General features: G+C 59.7%; 21 protein-coding genes. 13 read left to right on the forward strand and 8 right to left on the reverse strand.

The window, feature by feature from the left end; translation table 11 throughout:
• Window positions 1-42: 42 nt before the first annotated feature.
• From HMPREF2681_RS02635 to HMPREF2681_RS11015, 3 genes are read right to left on the reverse strand one after another with little or no spacing between them, the layout of a single operon-like run.
• Entirely contained in the window at window positions 43-234 is a 192-nt protein-coding gene (locus HMPREF2681_RS02635) for a hypothetical protein (protein ID WP_016421704.1), read from the reverse strand.
• Window positions 235-2,712, reverse strand: coding sequence for a transglycosylase domain-containing protein (locus tag HMPREF2681_RS02640; protein ID WP_070545989.1), 2,478 nt, complete (start codon window positions 2,710-2,712; stop codon window positions 235-237).
• Window positions 2,713-2,723: 11 nt separating this feature from the next.
• Window positions 2,724-3,095, reverse strand: coding sequence for a DUF5318 family protein (locus HMPREF2681_RS11015; protein ID WP_224783765.1), 372 nt, complete (start codon window positions 3,093-3,095; stop codon window positions 2,724-2,726).
• A 298-nt stretch (window positions 3,096-3,393) separates the two neighbouring features.
• Between HMPREF2681_RS11015 and HMPREF2681_RS02645 the strand changes: the two genes are divergently transcribed.
• From HMPREF2681_RS02645 to HMPREF2681_RS02660, 5 genes are all read left to right on the forward strand, one after another.
• The gene (locus HMPREF2681_RS02645; RefSeq protein WP_016421706.1) at window positions 3,394-4,479 is read left to right on the forward strand and encodes an inositol-3-phosphate synthase; all 1,086 of its coding nucleotides are present in this window, start codon (window positions 3,394-3,396) and stop codon (window positions 4,477-4,479) included.
• A 43-nt stretch (window positions 4,480-4,522) separates the two neighbouring features.
• On the forward strand, window positions 4,523-4,687 hold the full coding sequence (locus tag HMPREF2681_RS11175; RefSeq protein ID WP_168163239.1) for a hypothetical protein: 165 nt from the start codon (window positions 4,523-4,525) through the stop codon (window positions 4,685-4,687).
• A gap of 315 nt (window positions 4,688-5,002) precedes the next feature.
• Entirely contained in the window at window positions 5,003-5,494 is a 492-nt protein-coding gene (locus tag HMPREF2681_RS02650; RefSeq protein ID WP_048733166.1) for a MarR family winged helix-turn-helix transcriptional regulator, read from the forward strand.
• Window positions 5,495-5,652: 158 nt separating this feature from the next.
• On the forward strand, window positions 5,653-6,585 hold the full coding sequence (locus HMPREF2681_RS02655; protein ID WP_070545991.1) for a universal stress protein: 933 nt from the start codon (window positions 5,653-5,655) through the stop codon (window positions 6,583-6,585).
• A gap of 46 nt (window positions 6,586-6,631) precedes the next feature.
• Window positions 6,632-7,045, forward strand: coding sequence for a hypothetical protein (locus HMPREF2681_RS02660; RefSeq protein ID WP_070439181.1), 414 nt, complete (start codon window positions 6,632-6,634; stop codon window positions 7,043-7,045).
• Between the two features lie 154 nt (window positions 7,046-7,199).
• Here the strand turns inward: HMPREF2681_RS02660 and leuS are convergent, their stop codons facing one another.
• Window positions 7,200-10,118 (reverse strand): leucine--tRNA ligase, encoded by a 2,919-nt coding sequence (gene leuS, locus HMPREF2681_RS02665; protein WP_070545993.1) that lies wholly within the window; start codon window positions 10,116-10,118, stop codon window positions 7,200-7,202.
• Window positions 10,119-10,178: 60 nt separating this feature from the next.
• On the opposite strand from leuS, the gene HMPREF2681_RS02670 reads away from it, so the two are divergent.
• The 4 genes from HMPREF2681_RS02670 (at window position 10,179) to HMPREF2681_RS11215 (ending at window position 14,013) form a co-directional block, all read left to right on the forward strand.
• A complete protein-coding gene (locus HMPREF2681_RS02670; protein ID WP_070429062.1) occupies window positions 10,179-10,790 on the forward strand; it encodes an SdpI family protein in 612 nt (203 codons plus the stop codon).
• A 71-nt stretch (window positions 10,791-10,861) separates the two neighbouring features.
• On the forward strand, window positions 10,862-11,845 hold the full coding sequence (locus HMPREF2681_RS02675) for a bile acid:sodium symporter family protein (RefSeq protein ID WP_016421713.1): 984 nt from the start codon (window positions 10,862-10,864) through the stop codon (window positions 11,843-11,845).
• A gap of 108 nt (window positions 11,846-11,953) precedes the next feature.
• Window positions 11,954-13,084 carry a DUF695 domain-containing protein gene (locus tag HMPREF2681_RS02680; RefSeq protein ID WP_070545995.1) on the forward strand — a complete coding sequence of 377 codons (1,131 nt, stop codon included), beginning with the start codon at window positions 11,954-11,956 and terminating at the stop codon, window positions 13,082-13,084.
• A gap of 14 nt (window positions 13,085-13,098) precedes the next feature.
• Window positions 13,099-14,013, forward strand: a complete 915-nt coding sequence (locus tag HMPREF2681_RS11215) for a hypothetical protein (protein WP_048733154.1) — start codon at window positions 13,099-13,101, stop codon at window positions 14,011-14,013.
• Window positions 14,014-14,063: 50 nt separating this feature from the next.
• On the opposite strand, the gene HMPREF2681_RS02690 is transcribed toward HMPREF2681_RS11215, so the two are convergent.
• The 4 genes from HMPREF2681_RS02690 to HMPREF2681_RS02705 all read right to left on the reverse strand — a co-directional run bounded on the left by HMPREF2681_RS02690 (window position 14,064) and on the right by HMPREF2681_RS02705 (window position 17,289).
• Window positions 14,064-14,414, reverse strand: a complete 351-nt coding sequence (locus HMPREF2681_RS02690; protein WP_049189416.1) for a branched-chain amino acid transporter permease — start codon at window positions 14,412-14,414, stop codon at window positions 14,064-14,066.
• Complete coding sequence (locus HMPREF2681_RS02695) at window positions 14,411-15,094, reverse strand: AzlC family ABC transporter permease (RefSeq protein ID WP_048733174.1); 684 nt, start codon at window positions 15,092-15,094, stop codon at window positions 14,411-14,413. The genes HMPREF2681_RS02690 and HMPREF2681_RS02695 overlap by 4 nt, the downstream gene beginning before the upstream one ends.
• Before the next feature lie 111 nt (window positions 15,095-15,205).
• Window positions 15,206-15,847 carry a YqgE/AlgH family protein gene (locus HMPREF2681_RS02700; RefSeq protein ID WP_070545997.1) on the reverse strand — a complete coding sequence of 214 codons (642 nt, stop codon included), beginning with the start codon at window positions 15,845-15,847 and terminating at the stop codon, window positions 15,206-15,208.
• On the reverse strand, window positions 15,847-17,289 hold the full coding sequence (locus HMPREF2681_RS02705) for a CCA tRNA nucleotidyltransferase (protein ID WP_070545999.1): 1,443 nt from the start codon (window positions 17,287-17,289) through the stop codon (window positions 15,847-15,849). Before HMPREF2681_RS02705 ends, HMPREF2681_RS02700 begins: the two co-directional genes overlap by 1 nt.
• A 160-nt stretch (window positions 17,290-17,449) precedes the next feature.
• On the opposite strand from HMPREF2681_RS02705, the gene HMPREF2681_RS02710 reads away from it, so the two are divergent.
• The 4 genes from HMPREF2681_RS02710 to HMPREF2681_RS02725 all read left to right on the forward strand — a co-directional run bounded on the left by HMPREF2681_RS02710 (window position 17,450) and on the right by HMPREF2681_RS02725 (window position 25,286).
• Window positions 17,450-18,307, forward strand: a complete 858-nt coding sequence (locus tag HMPREF2681_RS02710; protein ID WP_191622131.1) for an NUDIX hydrolase — start codon at window positions 17,450-17,452, stop codon at window positions 18,305-18,307.
• Window positions 18,308-18,313: 6 nt separating this feature from the next.
• On the forward strand, window positions 18,314-20,851 hold the full coding sequence (locus tag HMPREF2681_RS02715) for a hypothetical protein (protein WP_070546007.1): 2,538 nt from the start codon (window positions 18,314-18,316) through the stop codon (window positions 20,849-20,851).
• A 27-nt stretch (window positions 20,852-20,878) separates the two neighbouring features.
• Window positions 20,879-24,487, forward strand: coding sequence for a murein biosynthesis integral membrane protein MurJ (locus tag HMPREF2681_RS02720; RefSeq protein WP_070439191.1), 3,609 nt, complete (start codon window positions 20,879-20,881; stop codon window positions 24,485-24,487).
• 235 nt (window positions 24,488-24,722) lie between these two features.
• Window positions 24,723-25,286, forward strand: coding sequence for a sigma-70 family RNA polymerase sigma factor (locus HMPREF2681_RS02725; RefSeq protein WP_224783764.1), 564 nt, complete (start codon window positions 24,723-24,725; stop codon window positions 25,284-25,286).
• Window positions 25,287-25,410: the final 124 nt, after the last annotated feature.

Genomic DNA, 25,410 nt, shown 5'->3' on the forward strand with positions numbered 1-25,410 from the left:
TGGGCAGTTAACGCTCTAGCAACTGACTACCTGGCCTGCGTCCTACATTGATGTCGAGGAAGCATGTGCCAACGCAATAATCACCGGAATGACTGTCGCGAATAGGAAAGCTGCCAGGCACAGAGCCCAAATGATTGCCGGTTTCCACTTCTGCATGAAGCCCCAAAAGGCCGTGCCGAACATCAGGAAGCCAATCGCGACGCAGACGATGGTGAAAATCACCCACGTGTCCACTTACTGTCCACCTCCAGGGTTACCGGGGTCTCCGCCGCCTTCATTGCCACCGCCGAAACCACCGCCTCCCGGAATCGGGATGGGCAGTAGGTCAGCGATTCCGCCGCCACCGCCTCCGCCATCGCCACCCGGAACCGGAAGCGGTGCAGGCTGCTCCTCGGAGGACTCAGAGGTCGACTCCTCGGCCGACTCCTCTTCTGTGGTCTCCGGGGCATAGCCCTGGTCATAGCCAGAGTCAGAGGTCGACGGCGCCTGGTACTGCGGCGCACCTGCGACACCACCGATTGGCTCCGGCTTGGTGAAGTACTCAAAGTCCTCGTTAGACAGTGCGTTATCCATGGTGTACTTCCACAGATCACCCGGGGTTTGCGAGCCGTACATGATGCCACCATAGGAGTTGTAGAGCGCCGAACCATCGACGTTGCCAACCCACACTGCAGTCGACAGCTGCGGTGTCGAACCGATCATCCACGCATCCTTGTTCTGGCCGGTGTCACCCAACTGCGTAGTACCGGTCTTGGCGGCCGACGGGCGACCACCACTCAAGGGCTTGTTGCTGTAACCGGCAATAGGCTCCATGGCCGATATCATATTGGTGGCCACTGCCTTGGAAACTCGACGGTCGCCCTTGTCAGCGTTGGACTCGTAAACAATCTCGCCCTTGGAGTTTTCGACCTTCTCTACGAAGTGAGTCTGCTGATAGACGCCATCGTTAGTCAGGGTAGCCAGACCAACGGCCATATCCAGCGGACGTGAGAGGTACTGACCCAGGGCGATACCGTCCTGCGAGTGACCGTTGTCGTCCATCAGAGTCTTTTCAATACCCGGGATGGACTCAGCCACGCCCAGACGATGAGCCATTTTGGCGGTGTCATCCGGACCATTCTTCAGGTCGCGCTGCAGGCGAATAAACGGGGTGTTCAGCGACTGCTTCAGGGACTCATAAAGCGGAAGCACGCCACCGCCGGCACCGCCGTCGTTGTGCAGAGTGACGTTACCGGACTGCACAGGTGCCGAAGAGTACTGCGCGGTCAGCGGAATGCCCTGATCGAGCGCTGCGGCCAGCGCAAAAATCTTGAAAGTAGAACCGGTCTGCAGACCGCTGTTCGCGTAGTCCCAACCAGTCGGATCGTCGCCACCGTAGTAGGCGCGGACAGCACCGGTCTTTGGCTCCACCGAAACGATGGCGGCACGCAAACCCGTTGACTGATCGACGTAGTTTTCCATCGCATCCAGGGCAGCCTGCTGTACCGTCGGGTCAATGGTCGTCGTAATGCGTAGACCGCCGGTGTTGACCTCCTGCTCGGAGATACCTTCGCGCTCCAACTCAGCCAGCACCTGATTCTTGATCATGGCAGCCGGGCCGGGCTCCGGAGCCTGCTTCGGCGCCAACGCCGGATCGATGGTCTCCGGGTACTGCATTCCCGCGCGGTCCTGCGGCGAGACGATGTTCATCTCCACCAGGCCATCGAGGACGTAGTTCCAACGCTGCTCAGCCTCCGGGCGGTTAGTCCACGGATCCAGTGCGGATGGACGCTGAATCGAGGCCGCCAACACAGCACCCTCTTCGGCATTCAGCTCACCGACTTCCTTACCGAAGTAGGCCTTCGACGCTGCCGCGATACCGTATGCGTTACGACCAAAGTAAATCGTGTTGAGGTAGGCCTCAAGGATTTCGTCCTTGGTCCACTCCCGCGCCATCTTCGCCGACATGACCAGTTCCTTGGCCTTGCGGGTCAGCGTGCGCTCATTGCCCACCACAGCATTCTTGACGTACTGCTGCGTAATGGTCGAGCCGCCACCCGCACTGGAATTACCAGTCACGACTCCCAGAGCCGCACGGGCATAACCAGTCAGGGAGAAACCCGGGTTGGTATAGAAATCACGATCCTCAGCTGCCAGCACTGCATTGCGTACAGCATCCGGCACCTTGTCGATAGTGATGTTGCTTCGGTTACCGCCCTCGGGGACGATGCGCGTGATTTCCTTTTCACCAGAACGGTCATAAATCACCGCAATCTGGCTATTGGCCAACTCCTCTGGCTCCGGCACGTCCGTTGTCGCATAAGCAACACCGAACACAACTACCGGCAACAGCACGACCAACGCCACGGCTAGACCGAGCCACGCTAAAATTCGCCGCTTATTGTCAGTCGGCTGTTCTTCTTGCGCCATCGAGCTTTCCTCTTCATGGTCATCTGGTTCATGGTCATCTGGGGCGTACTGCCCCTTCTCCGGATCCGGCTCGCTTGCCGACGTCATCTCTGAACCGGTAGCCAGACCCTCGTCATTGCCACCGACCGAAACAGCATCAATGCTGTCGCTGGAATCGTCGTCAAGCGATGCGTCATCGGAGCGTGCGTGCGTATTGAAGGAATCAGCATCCGGCTGATCCCACCACTCGCCTGATGAATTAGAACCCTGGCCCTCGTGAGGGCTGTTAGGACCGCCTGGGCTATCGGGTCGATCATTGCTCACGGGTGCTCTCCCTAGTTTTCTGACTCTTCTCGAGCTGCCTGAAGTGTCCGGGTCAGGAAACTCCACTTGCAGTCGGGGCACACCTCAACTTCTTTGACGGTGCACGAACCATATTCATTAACTATTGCGGATAATTCGTTTTCAGTACAAGCAGAGCCGGAACGACGGCCCAAGTTTTCTCCGAACACCCAGAATACGAGTCGGAGGTCGAATTTGCGACATACTGGGCACTCTTCCTGGGACTTTCTGCCGTGAAAACGCGCGGCAGCGACCAGCCGAGCATCGGCATCACAGAGTGATTTTCGTGAAATCTCCCCTGCACGCCACTGCTCCAATAACTGCTTCTTGAGCAAGGAGTGATCGATCTCGCCCTGCCATGTCATCACGAAGACAGATTAGCAGGCACGTGCGGGCTGATTTCACCCCCGCTTTATCGGTACACACATGCCCCCTCACGGTTCGGGCATCGGCAAAAAACGCATAAAGGTATAACGTCACGCTCGTTACCTCAATGCGTGCACCCACTCACGGCCGCACCGCGGGCGTAAGGCCCTGGCGTAAGGCCCTGGCGTAAGGCCCTGGTGCGGGGTCCTGATGCTTGGTCCTTCTGCGAGTTCCCGGTGTGAGTTCCCGGCGCGAGGTCAAAGCCTCCGAGCACATAGTTTCAAGGAGAATTACCAAATGAGTTCAATTCGCGTCGCTATCGTCGGCGTCGGCAACTGCGCCTCCTCCCTGGTGCAGGGTGTCGAGTTCTACCGCGATGCAAAGCCCGATGAGACCATTCCTGGCCTCATGCACGTCGTCTTCGGCGACTACCACGTCTCCGATGTCGAGTTCGTCGCAGCTTTCGATGTTGACGACAAGAAGGTCGGCAAGGACCTCTCCGAGGCCATCGTTTCCTCTGAAAACTGCACCATCAAGATTGCCGATGTCCCGACTCTCGGCGTTGAGGTTCAGCGCGGCCCGACCCTGGACGGCGTTGGCAAGTACTACGCGGACACCATCGACGAATCCCCAGCTGAACCGGTCGACGTAGTTCAGGCGCTGAAGGACGCCAAGGTCGATGTCCTGGTCTCCTACCTGCCAGTCGGTTCCGAGCAGGCCGATAAGTTCTACGCACAGTGCGCCATTGACGCTGGTGTAGCCTTCGTCAACGCCCTGCCGGTCTTCATCGCTTCCGACCCGGAGTGGGCCAAGAAGTTCGAAGACGCAGGGGTTCCGATTGTCGGCGACGACATCAAGAGCCAGGTGGGCGCAACCATCACCCACCGCGTCATGGCCAAGCTATTTGAGGACCGCGGTGTTCGCCTCGAGCGCACCCTGCAGCTCAACGTCGGCGGCAACATGGACTTCAAGAACATGCTCGAGCGCGACCGCCTCGAGTCCAAGAAGATCTCCAAGACCCAGGCTGTCACCTCCAATCTCACCGGTCCACTGGCCGGCAAGATCGATGACCGCAACGTCCACATCGGCCCGTCCGACTGGGTGGACTGGCTGGACGACCGCAAGTGGGCCTACGTCCGACTCGAGGGCAAGGCCTTCGGCGAGGTGCCGCTGAACCTTGAGTACAAGCTCGAGGTCTGGGACTCCCCGAACTCCGCTGGCATCATCATCGATGCTGTTCGCGCTGCCAAGATCGCCAAGGATCGCGGCATCGGCGGCCCGGTCTACGCCGCTTCTTCCTACCTGATGAAGTCCCCGCCGAAGCAGCTTGCCGACGATGTTGCGCGAGCACAGCTCGAAGCATTCATCAAGGGCGAAGACTAAAAGGCACAAGCACTTAAAGGTACAAGCCAGCAGCTCCGAGAGCATGTTCCTTGAAAAGCGCCAGCAGGTTACCCATGCGGTAGCCGCTGGCGCTTTTGTGCTTCTCTCTCCCCTATCCTCCCCGCGTCCCTTTTACGCCCTTCTCGTCCTCCTCGCTGCTGCGCCCATCTCGTCCCCGCCATGGATGCGTGCGCTGCAGTCGTCGTAAAGCTGACAGCAATACATCCGAGAGGGTTGATCCGCGAGATATATCACAAGCCGAAAGGGTTCGCGAGAGTAGCCGCATGGCTACCTCCGGTCCAACGTTCTAAGTACAGAAGAAGTGACACTTTAGGGGGTTTCTGCCAGCACCGAAAAAACCTTATACGCAGATGGGTTTAATACTTTGTGCTGGTGTTTTAGATGTTTGGTGGAAAATTCCTGGTGATTTCATTGCCGAAATCACCAGTTGTAGAAAAATAAATAGCACCCCAAATAAATTTCGTATTGGCAACTAGCACTGTTCGCATATAACATCGTCGCTATGACATTATCTTCGGGCTCGATTGGCAATCCTGATGCCGTTACTCCTCTGTCGCTCGCTAAGCGCATTCGCCCTCTCCTGACTCGCGCTGAGCTGCTCTACAGCCGCCGCTCCTCGGAGTCCCAGCTCAGCCGCGCGCAGCTGTCCATCATGATGACCCTGGAGGCACTGGGCGCCTGCCGTATCAGCCAGTTGGCTGAGGCCGAGGCCATCCGCATGCCCACCGCCTCCAACGCCGTGCACCACTTGGAGGTCGCCGGCATGGTGGAGCGCGTCCGCGACAGCAAAGACCGCCGTGGCGTCCGCGTTGAACTGACCGACCGCGGCCGTGAAGAGCTGCACCGTGTTTCTGAAGAGCGCAATCAGCAGATGGCTGAGATGTTCAGCACGCTGAGCCAGGAAGAGCTGGAATTTGGCGCTGGTCTTGAGACGATTCTGTCCAAGATCCTCGAAAACTACCCGGAGCACCCAAAGACAAACCCAAGCGTCTAGTCTCTTTTCCAGCTAGCCCTGCCCTCTTTAAGCCCACAGGCAGGATACATAGCTTTTACACGTCCTCGGTGCCGTTTTAAATATGCCCGCCTATCCACGTAGGCTATTACCCAGAAGCACCACTTGGATATTTCTGAGTAATCACAGGAGGATTAGCGATGGCTTCCCGCCCGCTTCGTATCATGATTGCGTGGCGTCCAGGCGAGTACGGCACCGAAACGCTTGCTTACGCCGCTTGGTTAGCTCGCACCACGAAGGTGCAGATTCGCGTTGTCAGCGCACTGTCGCGCGGCTGGCCGCTGACCTCACTGGCTCGGTTGAGCACCAATGACTCCTGGGTTTCCCACGAAACCGAGTCTCTTGAAAAAATCATCAAGGATGAGCTAAAGCTCGCTGGCCTGCGCAAGGGCATGCTTGACGACGATGCCGTGCGGATTATCGAATCCTCCAGCGAATCCACAACTATCTGCAACGAAGCCGAAGAATTCGAAGCCGATGTGGTTTTGCTTGGCACGCGCCGAAGCAATACCAAGGACTGGACCGCCAAGAACCGCAGTCGCTTTACTGCGGGATCAACCTCGGATGCGCTGCTGCATTACTCGCCAATCCCGCTGGGATTGGCGATCCCCGGCGCGAAGCTTTCTAAGCACGGTGTGACCCGTGTCAGCATTTGCTACATTGACACCCCGCAGTCCCACCATGCATTGAATAAGGCTGCTGACCTGGCATATCACTGGGAAGTTCCCCTGCGCCTGGTCTCGTTTACGCCTCGTGGTGCGACCATGTACCCAACGGAGAACGGCTACGGCCCCTCCTCTGACCTGATGATTGAGTGGCGCGAGCAGGCTATGGGGCTGCTCGACCGCGGTATCGACCGCGCACATACCCGTTACCCAGACCTTTCCGTTGATGCGGAAGTGGCGTCCGGCAACGGTTGGGAAGAGGCCATTCAGTCCATCAAGTGGAAAAAGGGAGACTTGCTCGTTTTGGGTTCGTCTACTCTTGGCCCATTCGGGCGAATTTTCATCGGCTCGTCGACTAACCACATCGTTCGCCACAGCCCGGTGCCAATGCTGATTACTCCGGCCTAGTATGGCAGGCACATCAGACGGCATTTAGAGGCGAGGGGAGCAGAAGGTGGATAATTCATCGGAACGCAGTACACCAGGGCGCAATGAGGATGAAATCTTCGACGAGCTTGAGCGCAAGATGTATTCCGGCAAGCGCGCCTACATCTACACCGCGGGTGTGATTCTTACGACGCTGCTCGCGGGCCTCATTATTGGCATCGCCGGCGCCATTGTCGGTGGCCCCACCTGTGATGCGGGTAAGTCCAGCTTCCTCTGCTCCCGCACTTGGGAGATCCTTTTCCCCGTTGTCCCGGGCGTAATCTCCCTGGTCGGCTGCCTTTTGGGCTTTTGGCAGACCTACGTGGAGTGGAAAAACTTCCGCAACTGGCGCGCGTGGCTCGCTATGTGCTGGGTGCTCATGCCCTTCACTTTGATGTGGATGCTCTCCACATTCGGCGTCCTGATTCTGGGCGTTAAGTAGGGGTAAGAGGCGGCCAGCCTCGGAGCCACCCCTTGAGGCTTTTGCGAGAAAGTCTCAAGCGAGAAAGTGTCTGGGTTTATGTCAAATTTGAGCCGATTTTAGGCTTCAAACTGACATAAACCCAGACACTTTCTTGTAGGCATTAGCCTCCCGGCTACTTCTTCACAACCAGGTTGACCATCTTGCCCGGAACGACAATGACCTTCACGATATTGCCACCGGCGTTCTCCACAGCTGCGACAACCTTTTCGTCGGCACGCGCGACGGCCTCGATGTCCTCGCGGGAAGCATCGGTAGCCACGTCAATGCGAGCGCGAACCTTGCCGTTAATCTGAACTGGCAGCTCAACGGTGTCGTCGACCAGCCACTTCTCGTCAACTGCCGGCCAGGGGCCGTGTGCCAGGGACTCGGTGTGGCCGAGACGGCTCCACAGTTCCTCCGCAATATGCGGCGCCACAGGGCCAAGCATGAGGGCCAGCGGCTCCACGGCGGCGCGCGGTGCACCGGCCGAACCGTAGGTCTTAGTCAGGTAGTTGACGTACTCAATGAGCTTTGCGACGGCCGTGTTGTCACGCAGCTCTGCGTAATCGGAGGTAACCCCTTCCACGGTGCGGTTGAGGGCCTTGAGGTCGTCGTCGGAAAGCGCTGCGTCCGTGACGGCGAGCTCACCGGAGTCCTCATTGACCACCAGGCGCCAAGCGCGCTGGAGGAAGCGCTGCGAGCCGACCAGATCCTTCGTCGCCCACGGGCGGGAGGTGTCCAGCGGACCCATGGCCATCTCGTAGACGCGCAGGGTGTCAGCGCCGTAGTTGTCGCAGACCTCGTCGGGGGAGACAGCGTTCTTCAGGGACTTGCCCATCTTGCCGTACTCCTGGAAAACTTCCAGGTCAGAGCCGTCTTCGGCGCCGCCTGGGATGAGGAACTTATCATCGCGCTCAACAACCTGATCGGCCGGCTGGTAGACACCACGGGCATCGGTGTAGGCGTAAGCCTGGATGTAGCCCTGGTTGAACAGACGGCGGTACGGCTCCTTGGAGGTCACGTAGCCGAGGTCGAAGAGGACCTTGTGCCAGAAGCGGGAGTAGAGCAGGTGCAGCACTGCGTGCTCGACGCCACCGACGTAGAGGTCGACGCCGCCTGGGTCGTCCTTACCGTGAGTCTCCGGGCGAGGGCCGGTCCAGTAGCGCTCGTTTTCCAGGTCAACGAACTCCTCAGCGTTGTTCGGGTCGATGTAGCGCAGCTGGTACCAGGAGGAACCTGCCCAGTTCGGCATGACATTGGTGTCACGGCGGTACTTCTTCTTGCCATCGCCGAGATCGAGCTCGACATTGACCCAGTCAGTGGCCTTGTCCAGTGGAGCCTTTGGCTCGGTGTCGGCGTCGTCCGGGTCGAAGGTGACCGGCTTGTAGTCCTCGACCTCTGGCAGCTCGACCGGAAGCATGGACTCGGGCAGCGCGTGGGCGTGACCGTCCTCGTCGTAGACGATGGGGAAGGGCTCGCCCCAGTAGCGCTGGCGGGCGAACAGCCAGTCGCGCAGCTTGTACTGGACCTTCTCGTGACCAGCACCTTCCTTCTCCAACCACTCAATGACGGTGGCGATGGCGGTGTCCTTGTCCAGGCCATTGATGTCCAGGCCGGAATCATTGGCGGAGTTCACGCACGTACCGTTACCGACGTACGCCTCCTTTGCAATGTCACCACCTGCGACGACCTCGCGGATTGGCAGACCGAAGGCAGTGGCGAACTCGTAGTCGCGCTCATCGTGGGCCGGGACAGCCATGATGGCACCGGTGCCGTAGCCAATCAGGACGTAGTCGGAAATGAATACCGGCACCTGCTCACCGCTCACCGGGTTGGTGGCGTAAGCGCCCAGGAAGACACCGGTCTTTTCCTTGTTCTCCTGGCGTTCCAGGTCGGACTTGGAGGCAATTGCGGCGCGGTAAGCGGCGACGGCCTCGGCTGGGGTTTCCTTGCCGAAGGTCCAGCGCTCATCCACGCCCTCGTAGGAACCGCTGCCGGCTTCAACCAGCTGATCCACCAGCTCGTGCTCAGGAGCGAGCACCATGTAAGAGGCTCCGAAGAGAGTGTCCGGACGAGTGGTGAAGACCCTGATCTTGGTGGAGACCTTCGGGCCGACCTCGGCTGTGAAGTCGACCTCGGCACCGCGGGAGCGGCCAATCCAGTTGCGCTGCATGGACTTGACCTTGTCCGGCCAGTCCAGCAACTCCAGGTCGTCGACCAGGCGGTCAGCGTATGCGGTGATGCGCATCATCCACTGGCCCAGCCGCTTGCGGAACACCGGGAAGTTACCGCGCTCCGAACGACCCTCGGCGGTCACTTCTTCGTTGGACAGCACAGTGCCGAGGCCCGGACACCAGTTGACCATCGAATTCGACTGGTAAACCAGACGGAATTCGTCGACTGCTTCGCGCTGCTCGGTCTCGCTGAGCTCAGCGTAGACGCGACCATCCTTGGTAGTCATCTCGCCCGACTCCAGCAGCGGAATCAGCTCATCGATGCGACGGGCCTTCTTCTGATCCTCATCGAACCAGGCGTTGTAAATCTGCAGGAAAATCCACTGCGTCCACTTGTAGTAGTCCTGGTCAGTGGTCGCGAAAACACGGCGGCGGTCATGGCCAAGTCCCAGGCGGCCCAGCTGGCGCTCCATGTTGGCGATATTCGCTTCCGTCGTCACGCGCGGGTGCGTACCGGTCTGGATTGCGAACTGCTCCGCCGGCAGACCGAAGGCGTCGTAGCCCAGGGTGTGCAACACGTTTGCGCCCTGCATGCGGTGGAAGCGCGCGAAGACATCGGTGGCGATGTATCCCAGCGGGTGGCCTACGTGCAGACCGACACCGGACGGGTACGGGAACATGTCCTGGACGAAAAGCTTGTCCTTCGGCGGAGTCGAGCCGTCGGCAGCTGCCAAATCGCCCACCGGGTTGGGGGCGTAGAAGGTGCCGTTATCTTTCCAATACGCCTGCCACTTTCCCTCTAGCTGAGTCGCCAGCTCGGGGGAGTAGCGGTAGTCGGTGGCTTCTGCCGAGGACGAGGACTTTTCGCTGTTGGTCATGGTCTCACAGTCTAATAGGTGCGTTTGGCACGTGCTCAACCACCTATATAAATTGGAAGCATGATTGTCATCCCTGTAATTACCCTGGTTCTGGCTGTTTGCATAGCCGTTGTCGCTGGTTTGGCATGGTCGGCGAAACTGCCGGGTAATAACTGGATCGGAATTCGTGCGCCTGAGGCTCGAAAGTCCCAGGAAAACTGGGATATTACGCACCGCGTTGCCGGCCCGCCGTGGGCTGTGTCCGCTGTCGCTTTCCTCGGTGCCACCATGCTCGGCTTCCTCGCCATCCGCCCGGAGGCCTCTGGTTGGATGTGGCTGTGGTACGCCGTCGCTCTGCTCGCCGGTATCGCCATGCTCGGCATTGGTGCGGCTATCGGCTCGCACACCATCGCGCTTTACGACGCCAAGGTCTCCGCCGAGTCCGGCTCCGGTTGTGGGTGCGGCGACGGTGACAGCGGCTGTGGCTGTGGCTCCGCCGCCACTGATGCCACCGACACTGCGGCTGATGATGCCTGCTGCTCCGACAACCCGGCAGCAGACTGCGGTGTCTCCGGTGGCTGCAGCTCCTGTGGTCTGGAAGGACTGTGCACGGACAAGGGCTCATCCGCGAATGCCACTTTCAAGCCTGTGGACAAGGATGCGCTGCGCAAGGCAGCTGAGCAGAAGAAGTAAAAAATTATTGCAGAGAAAAGCTTCTGCAAAACAGTAAGACAACCTCTGGTTGCCCACTAAGCTATTTGTCCATGTGGCAACGAATTGTGAATTGGCGTCCAGATCCCCTCATCGTCGGTATCGTTGCTGCAGCGATACTGGCGATTATTTTTCCTGCAAGCGGCACTACCGCTGAGGTTTTCAGCTGGGCCACAAAGATCGCCATTGGCTTCTTGTTCTTCCTCTATGGCGCGCGCCTGAGCCCGCAGGATGCGTTGGCCGGTGTTAAGCATTGGCGGCTGCACATAACCATTCTGGCTTTCACATTCGTGCTGTTCCCAATCCTCGGCCTGCTGATGAAACCCCTGGATTGGATTCTTTCTCCTGGCCTCTACCTGGGCATTTTGTACATGACGCTGGCACCGTCGACGGTGCAGTCGAGTGTGAACTTCACCTCCATCGCCAAGGGCAATGTCGCCGGCGCAATCGTCAGTGCCTCGGCATCTAACCTGCTGGGCATTGTGGTCACACCGGTGCTGGTGATGCTACTGATGGCCACCGGCGGCGGCATTCATGTGGATTCGTCGGTGTTCTTGGATATTTCGCTGCAGTTGCTGCTGCCATTCGCAATCGGCCAGCTCACTCGCCGTTGGACCCTGAAGTTTGCCGCCGCGAAGACGACTAAGAACGTTGACCGCCTATCTATCGCAATGGTCGTTTACGCGGCGTTCTCCGAGGGCATGGTGCAGGGCATCTGGTCGAAGGTGCCGGCAGGGGACATTGTCATCCTGTGTGTGCTTTCGGTCGTGCTGGTGGAATTCGTTTTGCGGTTGTCCGGATTCATCGCAAATAAGATGGGCTTCGACCGCAAGGACCGCATTGCGATTCAGTTCTGCGGTTCGAAGAAGTCGCTGGCCACCGGTCTGCCCATGGCTGCCGTTATCTTTGGTGCCGATGCCAGCCTCTACATTTTGCCGCTGATGATTTTCCACCAGATTCAGCTGATGATCTGTGCGGTCTACGCCGCTCGCTGGGGCAAGGAAGCAGAAGCTGAGCCGGAGCCACAACCCGCTTAACGCGGTCTAGCGCATGGACCCGAGGGGCGAATCCGGCTTGGCACATATACTGGGGCGCACAACATATGGTTCGGTTTTAAACGAGCAAACGAAAGTGTGAGATTCAATATGGCTAACGAGAATCCGGCTCCGTTCTCCCCGGAACAGCGCGCCGCAGAAGAGACCGCGATCAATGAGTTCTGGTCGTGGTGGAACTCTTTTGGCGCCGATGCGCTCGACTCGATGTTTAGTGTCCAGCTCGGTATCGATGGTGCTCCGAACGCCGCCGATGTGGACATTATTGATGTCCAGAAGGAGGTCGGCGGCCGCATCGCCGCTATTAATGACCGGCTCATCTGGGGGTTTGAGGCTGGCGCTCCGTATTCTCGCCACCTTCTGACTGTTAGCGCTGCCGGCGATCCGGAGCTGCGTCCGGTCGCTCGCCGTTGGCTGGAGGCCGCGCCTGACGACGGCGCGGTGTGGTCTTTCACCGACCTCCGTCAGGCGGATCCGGCGATGAAGCTGTCGCTGGGGGATGTCGCGGCCACGTTAGTTGCACAGGGTGCGCTCGAGGCCGATGCTCCGGCCGAGGTCGATCCGGCAGACGCACGCGTGGCTGTTAGCAGTGGTCATGGGGCAGTGGACGTTCGTCTATTCCACCCGCTGTTCCCGGCAATTGCTCAGTTGGAGGACGGTGAGCGCTTGGTAGCTCAGCTCGGTTTCACGCTGCTGCAGCTGGCTCTGGGGGAGGAGGACTTCGGCCTATGGCTGCGCGGCTTTGCCTTCGCTGGCGAGGAGCCGGAAGGTGCTATCCCGCTACCGGAGCTGGGCGGTGTCGTCGAGCAGCTCGCGGAAGAGTGCCCGGAGTGGCTCACCATTGATGCCGAAGCCAACGGCCAGCCACTCGTCGTCGCTACTCGCGCGCCGATTACGCAGCTGGTGAGCCCGACTATGACGCAGCATGTGCTGATTCAGCTCATGCTCGGCAATATTGACGACAAGGGCTTGCCGACGGACGAATCGAAGGAATCCCTCTCCGAGTTCAATACCGCTGCCGCTGAAGCCATCGCTGAGGACAAGGGTATTTTTGTTGCAACTGAGCAATCCGATGGCATGGCTCTGATGCACTTCTTTATTGACCCGGCATCTGATGCGGAGGCGGGTCTGCGAGCTGTTGCGGAGACGTGGACCGAGGGAGAGCACGTCGTCGATACCGGTTACGATCCAGCTTGGCAGCGCGTCGGTCACCTGCGCGTGTAGATTGGTTTTTTGTTATGAACGCTCGTCATCGTCTTACTCCACGGCCTTCCCGCGCGATTCGCATGGGTCTTACCGGTGTCATCGCTGTCACCAGCCTTCCGCTGGCAGCTGGAAACGTCGCTGCGGCTCCGCAGCCAAAACTGACTCCGCAGGGCACTATTGATGCTCCGGGGCGAACCCAGATCAGCTTTACCCACACCCCAAGTGGCACGCACTACGGTACGGCGAACGAGAATGAAGCTCGTCCGGGGCTTTCGATTGTCAAGCTCTACATTGCGGACTACGTCTTCAAACATGGCACAGAAGCGGACAAGGCGAAGGCCACAGAGATGATTCGCTACTCCGATGACAATATCGCCAGTGAGCTCTACGGCCGATACCCGGATTCCATCAACGCCACTGCGCGTGAATACGGCCTCAGCAACACCCACGGCGCAGGTCACTGGGGAAATTCAACTACGTCCAGCGCGGACACTGTGAAATTCCTGGAGGCCAAGAAGCGCGAGAACCCCTCTGACCCGGTGCTGGTTGCTATGAGCACCGCGTCACCTGAGGCGGCGGACGGCTATCGCCAGGACTATGGCACCGCCACGCTGCCGGGTGTGATTGGCACAAAGTGGGGTTGGTCCGATGACCGCCAGAGCGTTCACGCCTCGGCATCCATTGGACCTGACTTCAGCGTCGCTGCTAACACCTACGGCACGAAGGAAACTCACACCAGCGATGTTCAGAATGCCTTCGACGGCACGCTGGGCACTCCATCGCTGCCTGGCCTGCCCGACAGCCCGAGCCTGCCGGGCATCCCAAGCGTCCCGAACCTGCCCGAGAGCCCGAATCTCGGCGAACTACTGAATCTGCCGGAAACCCCGCAGCTGCCCCAGATTCCGGGACTACCGGACTTCACAGGCCAGGTACCGGCGCAGTTCTAGCCACTGCCGCTAGCCACTGGTTCGCTGGCACTGTCCACACACAGCGCACCTCACGCGACAAGGTTCACGAGGACCATATACAGCGCCGTGCCTACAAAAATCGAAATCACGGTGTTACGCCGCCACCAGTGCAGGCCAATGGTGACCACCAGTGCTACCGGCACGGCCCAGGCAGCGCCGGGGTCGCCACTCTCACCACTGAGTCCTAGCCGCCCGAAGACGGTGTAGGCAACCAACGCCACCATGACTCCAACCGGCATGGTCGTGCCGAGGAACTCGAACAGGGGAGACCCTTTCAGAGTGCGCACGAACGCAAACGGCAGCGCACGCAGCGCAAGAGTCACCGTACCCATCGCAAAGAGCGCGGCAAGCACATAGCCGGAATCGGGCATCGCGGTCATGCTCGCTCTCCCTCCGTTACACGCTGATTGCTTGCCGACGTCATGCGCATCACCCGATCCACCCGCGGTGACCACACGCGCAACAGCAGCAGGCCGAAGTACATCAGCAGTCCGATAACCAGCATCTGGTTCGGGTTAATCAGCCAGCCCACCAGCGTGCAGACGATAGCGGACAGGGGCAGTGACCAGTCCTTAGAAGTCTCAAACGCGTCCATGGCCAGCACCGTAAAGAGCGCCACCAGTGCGAACTCGGCACCGCGGATACCCTCGGGCAGTGCTGCGCCGGTTAGAGCCCCGACAATACCGGAGCCCACCCACAATAACTGGCAGAGAATCTGAATCGTCAGCAGTCGGTGGCCCGACATCTTTTCGTCCGCATTTGCCGCAGAGACGATGGCATACGACTCGTCGGTAAGCGCGTATGTGGAGTATGCGCGACCGAGACGAGACTGTATCCGGTCGCGTGGGAACGTCAGCCCATAGAAGACGTGGCGGAAGTTGACCATAAAGGACGTCACGGCACAGCCGAGCAGACCCGTATGCGCCATAACCAGGCCGACAGCGAGGAATTCCATCGACCCCGCGTAGACCACGAAGGAGAAGATGGGGGCCCACCACCAGCTAAAGCCAGTCTGTGCGATGAGCAGGCCGAATGCGAGCCCCAGCGGAATGAGTCCCATGCCCACGGGCAGTGTCTGCCGGATGCCGGCAGCTATGTCGCTGCGGTCGCTGTTTCCTGTGGCGCTACTTCCTTCAGCCCTGTTTCCTTCGGTATTGATGTGCTCACTCATCTAGTTGTCACGTACATCTACGGGATAGGTGCCATACAGTGGCAGCGGCCAGGGCTGACGGCGCATGCAATCACCCCAGATGTCCGCGGCAGCAGGCGCGAGTACATCTGAGGGCAGGGCAGGGGCGACGTACCAGTCACCGCGCTCGAGCTCGTCTTCCAGCTGCCCCGGATCCCAGCCTGCGTAACCGGCGAAGATGCGTGCGCTATCTATGCGGTCGCGTACGCCCTCCGGCTCCGCACCGAGGTTGACCAGCGCAAACCTGTGAGCGATGCGTTCCATCAGCGGGGCACCGGTAATACTGTCGGTCTCCTCTGGGAGGGTGGCACCATTTCGCACCACACCAATGCAGATTGGCTGTGTCTGGTTGACCGGACCCCCGACGTAGAGCACCGGCGGCTTGGCCATCAGCGGCGCCCAAGGCTCGAGCACATTGTGCACCGGCGTCTGCGAACGCTGTGTGAGATCGACACCAAGGGTGCCGTGTTCATCGTGCTCAATGAGGAAAATCACCGAGCGGGAAAACTCCGGCGAGAGCATGCCGGGTGCTGCGAGCAGCAGCATACCGGCAGCCGGGTCGTTGCGCTCGAGGCTGGTAAAAAGCCGGTCGCCGTAGAGATTTTCCGGATTAATCGATGCCATTAGCTCTCACTTTCGCTTTCAGCCTGCTCACCGGACTGCTCGTACCACCATTTCTTCAGCGCCAAGATAGCATCTTCACGCTCCAGCGGACCGGACTCCAATCGCAGCTCTTTCAGGTAATTCCAGGCCTGTCCGACTTCTTTGCCGGGCTTCAGGTCCAGAATTTCCATGATTTCGTTGCCATCCAGGTCGGGGCGGACGCGTGCGAGGTCCTCCTGCTCGGCGAGCTCCTTGATTCGCGCTTCCAGGCTGTCGCAGGCTCGTGCGAGGCGTGCTGCTTTACGACGGTTTCTCGTCGTACAGTCGGCCCGCACGATTTTGTTGAGTCGTTCCAACAGATCTCCGGCGTCGTTGACATAACGTCGCACCGCCGAGTCCGTCCACTTGCCTTCGCCGTAGCCGTGGAAGCGCATGTGCAGGTAGACCAACTGCGAGATTTCGTGGTTGGTCTTCTTCGGGAACTTCAGTTTCCGAAGGCGGCGTCGCACCAGCTTCGCGCCGACAACTTCGTGCTGGTAAAAGGTGACGTTTCCCTGCTCGTTGTAGGCACGGGTAGCGGGTTTGCCGCAGTCGTGCAGCAGTGCCGCCCAGCGCAGTACGAGGTCCGGTTCACCGGGTTCTTCCTGGTCAATAGCTTGCCGCATGACCTGCAGAGAGTGTTGGTAGACATCCTTGTGCTGGCGGTGTTCATCCTGCGTCATGCGCATGTCGGAGATCTCCGGCAGCACGCGGTCGGCCAACCCCGATTCCACCATCAGGTCGATACCTCGGCTTGGGTCCGCACCCAGGATGAGCTTGTTCAGCTCGGTGGAGATGCGCTCGACCGTGATGCGGTCAATTTCGCTGGACATTTCCTTCAACGCCTTGAGCACACGCGGTGCCACGTCGAACCCCAGCTGGGATGCGAAGCGGCAGGCACGCAGCATCCGCAGGGGGTCGTCGCCAAAACTGACCTCCGGCGCCCCCGGGGTGTCCAACACACCCGCGACAAGATCCTCGAAACCTCCGAGCGGGTCGAGGAAGGTGCGGGTGCCGTCACCATGGAGCTCCACGGCGATGGCGTTACAGCGGAAGTCACGGCGAATTAGATCGCCCTCCAGCGTGTCACCGAAAGTGACCTCCGGATTGCGGCTGACCTGGTCATACGTATCCGCACGGAATGTGGTGATCTCCACCTGACGGCCATGCCGTTCCGCGGAGAGTGTGCCGAATTCAATGCCGGTATCCCAGACAATACCCGCCCAGTCATCGAGGATCGCGCGCGTCACTTCCGGGCGCGCGTCGGTGGTGAAATCGAGATCCACGCCCAGTCGCCCTAAGAGAGCATCGCGCACAGAACCGCCCACGAGGTACAGGCGATGGCCGGCTGCACTAAACGCAGCTGCCAGCGAATCCAGGATCTCCGACTCCTTGGCGATTGCCTGATCCGCCACTGCCAGCATTGCCGTCCTGCGCACCTGTGGGTCCGCGTCAGCAGTCGCCGGAGTAGCACCGTGAGGTGTAGTCCCCCCGGGCTGGTCACCATTTGTCGTTGAAGGAGTCGATTGTGTCACGACCGACACAATACCCGCTTATACCTATAAACCCGGTAGTCTAAGTGGAATGAACAACGTGGTACGCAATGACAACTCGGCGGCGAAGAGCCGTCGACGTCGTCGGCGACCGCGCAGAAGGGGTGGCGTTTCCTCGTCCACCAACACTAGCAACGCTACTACCAGCGGAAATTCTGCGAAACGTAGTGGCTCCGGTGCCAATGGCCCCCAAAAGGCCAAGCCAAACTCCGGTGGCGCCAAGAAATCTTCCAAATCACCGAAGTCGGCACGACCCTCGAAGCAGTCGAACAACCGCGGTGGCCGTAAGAACGGTCAGGATAGGACCAATCGCCGTCGTCACGCACAGACGAAGCGCACAAACAATCGCCGTGCGCACTCGTCGCGCGCGCAAAATGCAGCGCCGATGCAGACCTCGATTGAGACTTCGGCGGGCGGACTGGTCGTCTCGGGGCTTGCCGAGGCGGTCGGAGATGGCGGCAAGGTCAACCTGTCACGGATTTATGTCGCGCTCATTGGTCGGCACGATCGTCGCGGGCGCCTGCTGTGGTCGATGCCTAAGGGCCATGTCGAACCCGGCGAAGCTTTCGCTTCCACCGCCGAACGTGAGGTGTGGGAAGAAACGGGCATTCGCGGCGAGGTCATCGAAGAGCTCGGTGTGATTGACTACTGGTTTGTCTCCGATGGCACGCGGATTCACAAGACCGTGCACCATCACCTTCTGCGCTACGTCGATGGCGATTTGAACGACGAAGACCCCGAGGTCACCCAGGTCATGTGGGTCCCTGTAGACACCCTGGTGGAACGGTTGGCCTACGCTGACGAACGCAAACTGGCCCGGCGCGCGCACAATCTGCTGCCCGATCTCGCCCGCGCGGAAAAGCGAGCAGGCCGGCAGACGCCGAGGTGATTGCGCATGTTCAGGTTGCAGTTGCCAAGAAATGTTGTTCGTAAAGTCACGGCCGCTTCCGCAGCGCTCATACTGTGCTTGCCGACGACCGTTGCGCCCCCAGCTTTTGCGCAAGATGAGCAGTTGTGGGGCAGTGGCACCAATCGTGTCGGTGAACAGGGCCCCCTTCGGCTTTCGATAACCAGCTTCACTCCGCATGTCGCGGCTCTGCATTCGACACTGACCATCAAGGTGCAGGTGCACAACACCTCCGATGCGGATATCAGCAATGTTGCGCTGCGCCCACAGCGGGCCGGCGCACTGGCTTCCTCTGCAGATGCGCGGACGATTCTCGCTGAGCCTGAATCAGTGTTTGATGTGGCTGGGACCTTCAGTGCCCCCATCGAGCTGAAAGCGGGGGAGAAGCGTGAGGTTACGCTAAGTGTTCCTATCTCCGCACCGTCCCCAGAAGGACTCGACATCACGGAAGCCGGCACGTTTCCGCTGCTCATCAATGCTAACGGGCAACCGGCAGATGACATCGACCGCCTGCTGGCGGAAACACGCGCACTGCTACCGGTGACGGATCCGCAAGCCGCAGGTGATGAGCCGGAACCGCCTGCCGGTGATGAGAACGACAACGATGAGACCGACAATTCCGATGCGCCCACCCGCCGCGACCCAGTGCCGTTTTCGCTGATTTGGCCCATCAGCCAGCCAGTGCCACTGGTCGGCGGTGAGACCGGTGACGCACCCTCGTCGCCGAATCTCATCCTCACCGACAATTCTTTGGCCGAGTCTCTCGAACGCGGTGGCCGCCTCGACGGTTTGCTCACCTCGTTGGAAAAGGGCTTTGCCGGCCCGGATGGGCAGAGGTTGCGGGAATCGACCTGCATCGCCATCGACCCGGAGACCCTCGACGCAATCTCCAGGATGACCCGCGAATACTGGATTGGCACCAGCCGCCCAAGTCCTGTGGAGTCCTCTCCGCGACTGCGGGATTCCTGGGGAAACGCGGATGACACCAATCTCACGCATATGCCCGCCAGTGACAATGCTGCCGCCTGGCTCAATCGGCTGCACGATCTCACACAGGACACCTGCACACTGTCACTGCCGTGGGGCGGCACCGATGCCAGCGCCGTGGCTCGCGTGGGGGATCACGAGCTTTCGATGGAGGCACTCGCCGCTGGTCGGCAGACTATCGCCAAGCATTTGGACGTTCAGGCACTGCCGGGCCTCTATTTGCCGGCCGAGGGATACGTGACGTCGGAAAGCGCCCCGCTGTACTCGGCGGCCACGGCCCTGAACGGGACCACCCCGGAGCGCGCATTCGAAAACCGCGTAGATACCAGCGAGACGATGCCACCCTCGCCCACTCCACCCGAAGCCGCGCACGACACCACCGTGTTAGTCGCAGACAACACCGCCTTCACCGCCGATGGTCAGACACTGCGCCCCGGCCATAGTGGCGTGCTTGCCGACGGTAGCCGCGCCTTCGCCCTCCCTGGGGCACTGACAACCTCTCTGGCTGCAACAGGACGGTCTCCCCAGACTGTGGCGTATTCGAATTTGCTCGGACGCTACGATTTCCGAATCGACTCCGAGGCTGCACGGATGCAGACAGCGATTGGCACTCTGTTCCAATCATTGACTGATTCGGATGACCCTCGCGCGGCTGTGGTGGCAGCACCACCGTCCGGTTGGGATCCACGCGCTAGCGACGCTGAAGATTTCATGGCCGCGGTCCGGAAAGCCGTGGACGATAACCTGGCTGAGCTGACTCCGCTGATGGACTCCATCACCACTTCAGCTCACGACCTGGATGCGGGCTCGGTTACTCCAATTGACGAACTTGCCGATCCCGCGCCAGTGAGTGAGACGCTCGTGGAGAAGGCTCAACTGGCCTCCCGCGAAATCACGGACCTGACCACAATCATGTCCAACGATCCCAATGTCGCACTGACACGGTATGAATTCACCCGTCCCCTGCGGCACGACTTGCTGCGCTCGTTTACAACTCTCGGCCGGCGAAATCAGCTGCAGTCAACTGACGTGCAGCGGCGGAGCGAAGAACTCAGCGACCAGGCACTGATTATGAATCGACGCCTGCGCAATTCGGTGACGTTGGTAGCTCCCGGCGGTGTCTACACCCGCGCAACGCAGCTGTCGCCGATTGCGGTGCTGGCTCGTAATGGCCTGCCGCTGCCGGTTCCCGCGTTCGTGCGCGTCGGCGCTGGAGATTCGGTGTTGGAGGAGAAGTATGAGGCCGCCATCCCCGCCAAGGGGTCGGTGACTGTTCAGTTCACTCCGAAGTCGGGTGATGATGCAGAATCCACTCCGGCAACCAATGCTCCAGAGGGAGACCGGCCACGGGATAGTGGAGACAACTCCCACAATCTGTTGCTGTGGCTCGAATCACCTGGCGGCACGCCGATTTCTCGATCAGTGAGTATTTCCGTGCAATCGGGCGCTTCGGTTGGGGTTTTGGCTATCGTGACCCTCGTCATCGTCACTGTTGGTGGGTTTTTTGCCGCAAAACGGTCACAGTACTTTCGGAAATAGACCCCCTTTTAAGCAACAATAGGACATGTGACTGACTCAGACGCGCATAAATCTGGACTTCGAGGCCGCATTCGTCGCCCCGCGCCACCGGCTCCGGTTCCGGCGGCGCGGCCAACGGCTGAATCTCAGCCGGCCGAAGCGGCCCCGGACCTAACTCGCGTATCCGGCCATAAGGCAAATGCCGATACCGCCACTGACGCGATGACGGAATCGGCATCACCATCGCCAGCAAAGGCGGCAACTGCGACAGCAACCGCTTCCAGCGATTCCTCCGCAGGCTCGACGGCGGACGCAAATCAGGGACAGTCGAACTCGGACATCGTCGCCTCCACGGGCTCGATGGCAATCGCTACCCTGATTTCGCGCATTACGGGTTTTTTGCGAAACCTGCTCATCGGCGCGACGCTGGGTCCGGCTGTGGCTTCAGCCTTCAACGTCGCCAACACACTGCCGAACCTGATTACGGAAATCGTCCTCGGCGCAGTGCTGACTTCTCTGGTGGTGCCAGTGTTGGTGCGCGCGGAGAAGGAGGATCCAGATCACGGTGCCGCCTTCATTAGACGTCTCTTGACTGTCTCTATGACGCTGTTGGCAGTGGTGACGGTGCTGGCGGTGATAGGTGCGCCACTGTTGACCAGATTGAGCCTTAACGAGGCCGGTAAGGTCAACGTTCCGCTGGCAACGTCATTTGCGTTCTTACTATTGCCGCAGATTATCTTCTACGGCATATTTGCGCTGCTCATGGCGGTGCTAAACACCAAGGGAATCTTTAAACCCGGTGCGTGGGCACCTGTCGCCAACAACGTCGTGGCCATTGCCACGCTCTTGCTATATCTGTTCCTGCCCGGCCAATTGAGTCCGGATTCGGACGGTTCACTCTCCGATCCGCACATCCTGCTTTTGGGTCTTGGTACCACCCTGGGTGTCGTCATTCAGGCAGCCATCATGATTCCCTACCTCAAGCGCGCGGGCATTGATTTGCGTCCGCTGTGGGGTATCGACGACCGCATCAAACAGTTCACCGGCATGGGTGTCGCGATTATTACCTACGTGGCAATTTCCCAGGCTGGTTACTTCATCACCACCAATATTGCCTCGACTGCCTCCAAGGCCGCGCCGACGATTTACCAGCAGGCGTGGCTGCTGTTGCAGGTGCCCTACGGCATCATCGGCGTTACCTTGCTGACCGCCATCATGCCGCGACTGTCCCGCAATGCAGCCGACGGCAATGATGGGGCAGTGGTCCGCGATCTGTCCATCGGTACGCGCCTGACCATGATTGCGCTGGTGCCGATCGTCGCATTCTTCACCGCATTCGGCCGCCCCATCGCCGTCGGTCTTTTTGCGTATCTGGAGTTCCCCCGCGAAACCGCAGAGATTCTCGGCTGGACGCTGTCCTTCTCGGCGTTCTCGCTTATTCCATACGCCATTGTGCTTTTGCACTTGCGTGTTTTCTACGCCCGTGAAGAGGCCTGGACCCCGACTTTCATCATCCTCGGCATTACCACCGTCAAGGTGATTCTGTCGTTCTTCGCTCCTCGTCTGGCTTCTGACGATGAGACCGTCGTCGTGTTGCTCGGTGCCGCCAACGGTTTCGGTTTCGTCGCCGGCGCGGTAATTGGCTTCTTGCTCTTGCGCCGCACTCTCGGACACTTGGACAGTAAGGCGACCGTCCACACCGTGCTGTGGGCACTGGGGGCGTCGCTTGTCGGTGTCGCCGTTGCTTGGGGCGCATTCGCATTGACCGACCTTGTGCTGTTCGATTTCTTCGGTTCCTTCGGCGTGCTGCTGCAGACCATCGTCACCGGCGTGGTCTTCCTCATCGGTACCGGCCTGGTGCTCGCTCAGGCTCCATTGGAAGAGGTCCGCGTTCTGGGTGGCTTCCTCGGCCGCATCCCGGGTCTACGCCGCTTTGCTCCGCAGCCTCATGCAGCCGACAATGCCGTCGCCGACCGTGAGGATATGGAGCGCGAACGTGGCTTCGCCGCTGATGCTTTCTCGATTGCCCCGTCGAACCTGATCGGCGAGGCCACGGGTCTGGCAAACGAGGGCTTCACCGCTTCGCCGCTGCTGCCACCGATGCCGACGCAGGGTTCTCGCCCAACCCGCTATGTACCCGGCGAGATGGTCTCAGGTGGTCGTTTCCGTCTGCGTTCTGAAGTCGCAACCTACCCAGGTCTGCGCCTGTGGCGTGCCATGGATATGGGCGATCCCGACAACTCAGATGTCGCACTTGTCTTCGTCGACACGATTGCACTGCCGTACTACGACACTTCGCCATCGGTTGCCGCCCAGAAGATTGCCACGACGACCAATGAGCTGCGTGACCTGGCTGGCACCGGGATGTCCCGCATTCATAGTGTGGCGAAGACACGCACCGAGGTGCTCATCGTCGCCGACTGGACCAGCAGTATCGGTATTGAGCGGTTCGATCAGGCCGCCCACCCGGATGCCCTGGCACTCGCAATAGCATCACTTGCCGAGACAATCGCCGACGCCCACGAATCTGGGCGCTGCCTTGGCCTGACAAACAAGCCTGGACAATTGCGCATCAGCAGCGACGGCCACATCTACGACGCTTTCCCCGTCGTTTTGCCCGATAGCTCGCAACGTTCGGACTACAACGCGTTGCTTTCTGTCATCGACGAGCTGTTCTACAACGTGCCAAATATCCCCTCCGATATTTCTGCTGCCATCGACCGCGCGAAGCAGGTTCGCCCGGAGAACTTCAACCAACAGGAGTCGCCAGCTCGCACACTCGCGGAGGATTTGCGCACTGCAGCGCTCGGCCCCGACTCTTCGGAGTTTCTCGCAATCGACCCCGACACCGGTGCGCGCGAATCCGTCGATGCCGACGGTGTAGCCCAATCAAACGCTCGCCACACCAAGAATCGCACCCGCGCATTCAGCACCGGCGCAGTCGTTGTCGGTGTAGTCATTGTCGGTGCACTTGTCGCCGCGGGCATCTTTGGTCTGGTTAACCGTTCCTCGGACGCACCGATTAACTCCGAGTCCGTACGACGCGGCCCGGCTCCGATCACGACGCTTTCGCTTGCCGACGCTAACGAGTGGCAGGCCGACAGCGACAACCCGGCAGCCGGTCCAGACAATCCGGACATGGCTGAGCTGACCATCGATAGTGACGAGGAAAGCTTCTGGGTAACTTCGACTTACCTCAGCCAGTTCGGCAATCGTCCAGAGGACTTCAAACCTGGCGTTGGTATTCGGGTCACTCTGGATGAACCGGCAACCATTCGAGAACTTAAGGTCGCGGCGACCCCGGGCGCACACATTGAAGTTCGCGGCCTACGAGATGCTGACTCGACGAACTTGGATGACACAACGGTTCTCGGAAGCGCTACTGCCACCTCAGATACGACGACCATTGAAATCGATAGCCGCGACACTGAGTGGAAGAACCTTGTTGTCTGGATCTCCGGCTTGCCGACGGCTGCGGAAGCGGTAGCCGACAGCGACTCAGACACTGACGCTGATACAGATGCTGATGCTGATGCTGAGTCGCAGAATTCCGATGCGGACAACCCACTTGTCGGCGACCGCAATCTGGCTGAGCAATCTCCGGATTCGTTGCTGCCAGTTGCTATTGGCGACATTCAGGTGCGTGGTACGGAATAACGCTCTGAGCTTGCCTTAGGTGGCAACAGTTCAAGTTGTCCCAAGTTATCCACAGCTACTGGGACGTTTTGAAATTCATCCACAGCCCGCGGTCTCCACAGCAGTTTTGCCAAGCGGAGAGCGCGGGTTTCGTGTTTGCATAGGAGCCATGAACTTTGGGGGAAGAAATCGAATTGGGGACAGTCACCGTAAGGCCCGCATGGGTCGGCGACTGGGGGATTGTGGCGTCGTCGGTATGCAAAAGCATGCATCTGCGGACGAGGTCGATCGTGAATTATTGAAGGCGCACCTGGCGGGGGATCGTCGCGCGTTCGCGGTGTTGGCACGGCGTTATTATCCGCAGTTGGTAGCGATGGCGCGGCGCTATCGTCGGGATGATTTCGATCCCTTGGATGGGGTACAGGAGGGGCTGGCGCGGGCAATTGCGGGGGCGGCGAATTTTCGCGGGCGTTCGACGGTGGCGACGTGGCTGACGTGCATCGTGAAGAATGCGTGTATTGACCACAACCGCGGTCGTTTCGGGGAGATCCCTCTCTGCGATAAGGAGGAGGATTTTGAGACGTTTATGAGTTCACAGCCGATTCCCTGCCCGGATGTTCCGCTACGTGTGACTATGGCCGCCGCATTGGAGCAGCTGCCAACGGATCAACGGGATGCCCTGCTGTACTTGGACATCTTTGGATATTCGCTGCAGGAGACCTCTCGCAGTATTGGGCAGCCGAGCGGGACGTTGAAGTCTCGGCGGGCGCGGGCGCGTCGTACGCTTCGGCGACAATTGGAAGAAGTGCAGGTGGCCTAACAACTGCGGAGCAGGGGAGAGGCTGGGGGAATAGAGATGGCTAACCTCACGTTGGTTGAGGTGGCTGGTTCCGGTAATTTCTTTCCCGGAGCTGAAAAATTTGCTTACTACTGAGCATCACTGT

Source organism: Corynebacterium sp. HMSC064H12, from assembly GCF_001809925.1.
Taxonomy (GTDB): domain Bacteria; phylum Actinomycetota; class Actinomycetes; order Mycobacteriales; family Mycobacteriaceae; genus Corynebacterium; species Corynebacterium jeikeium_D.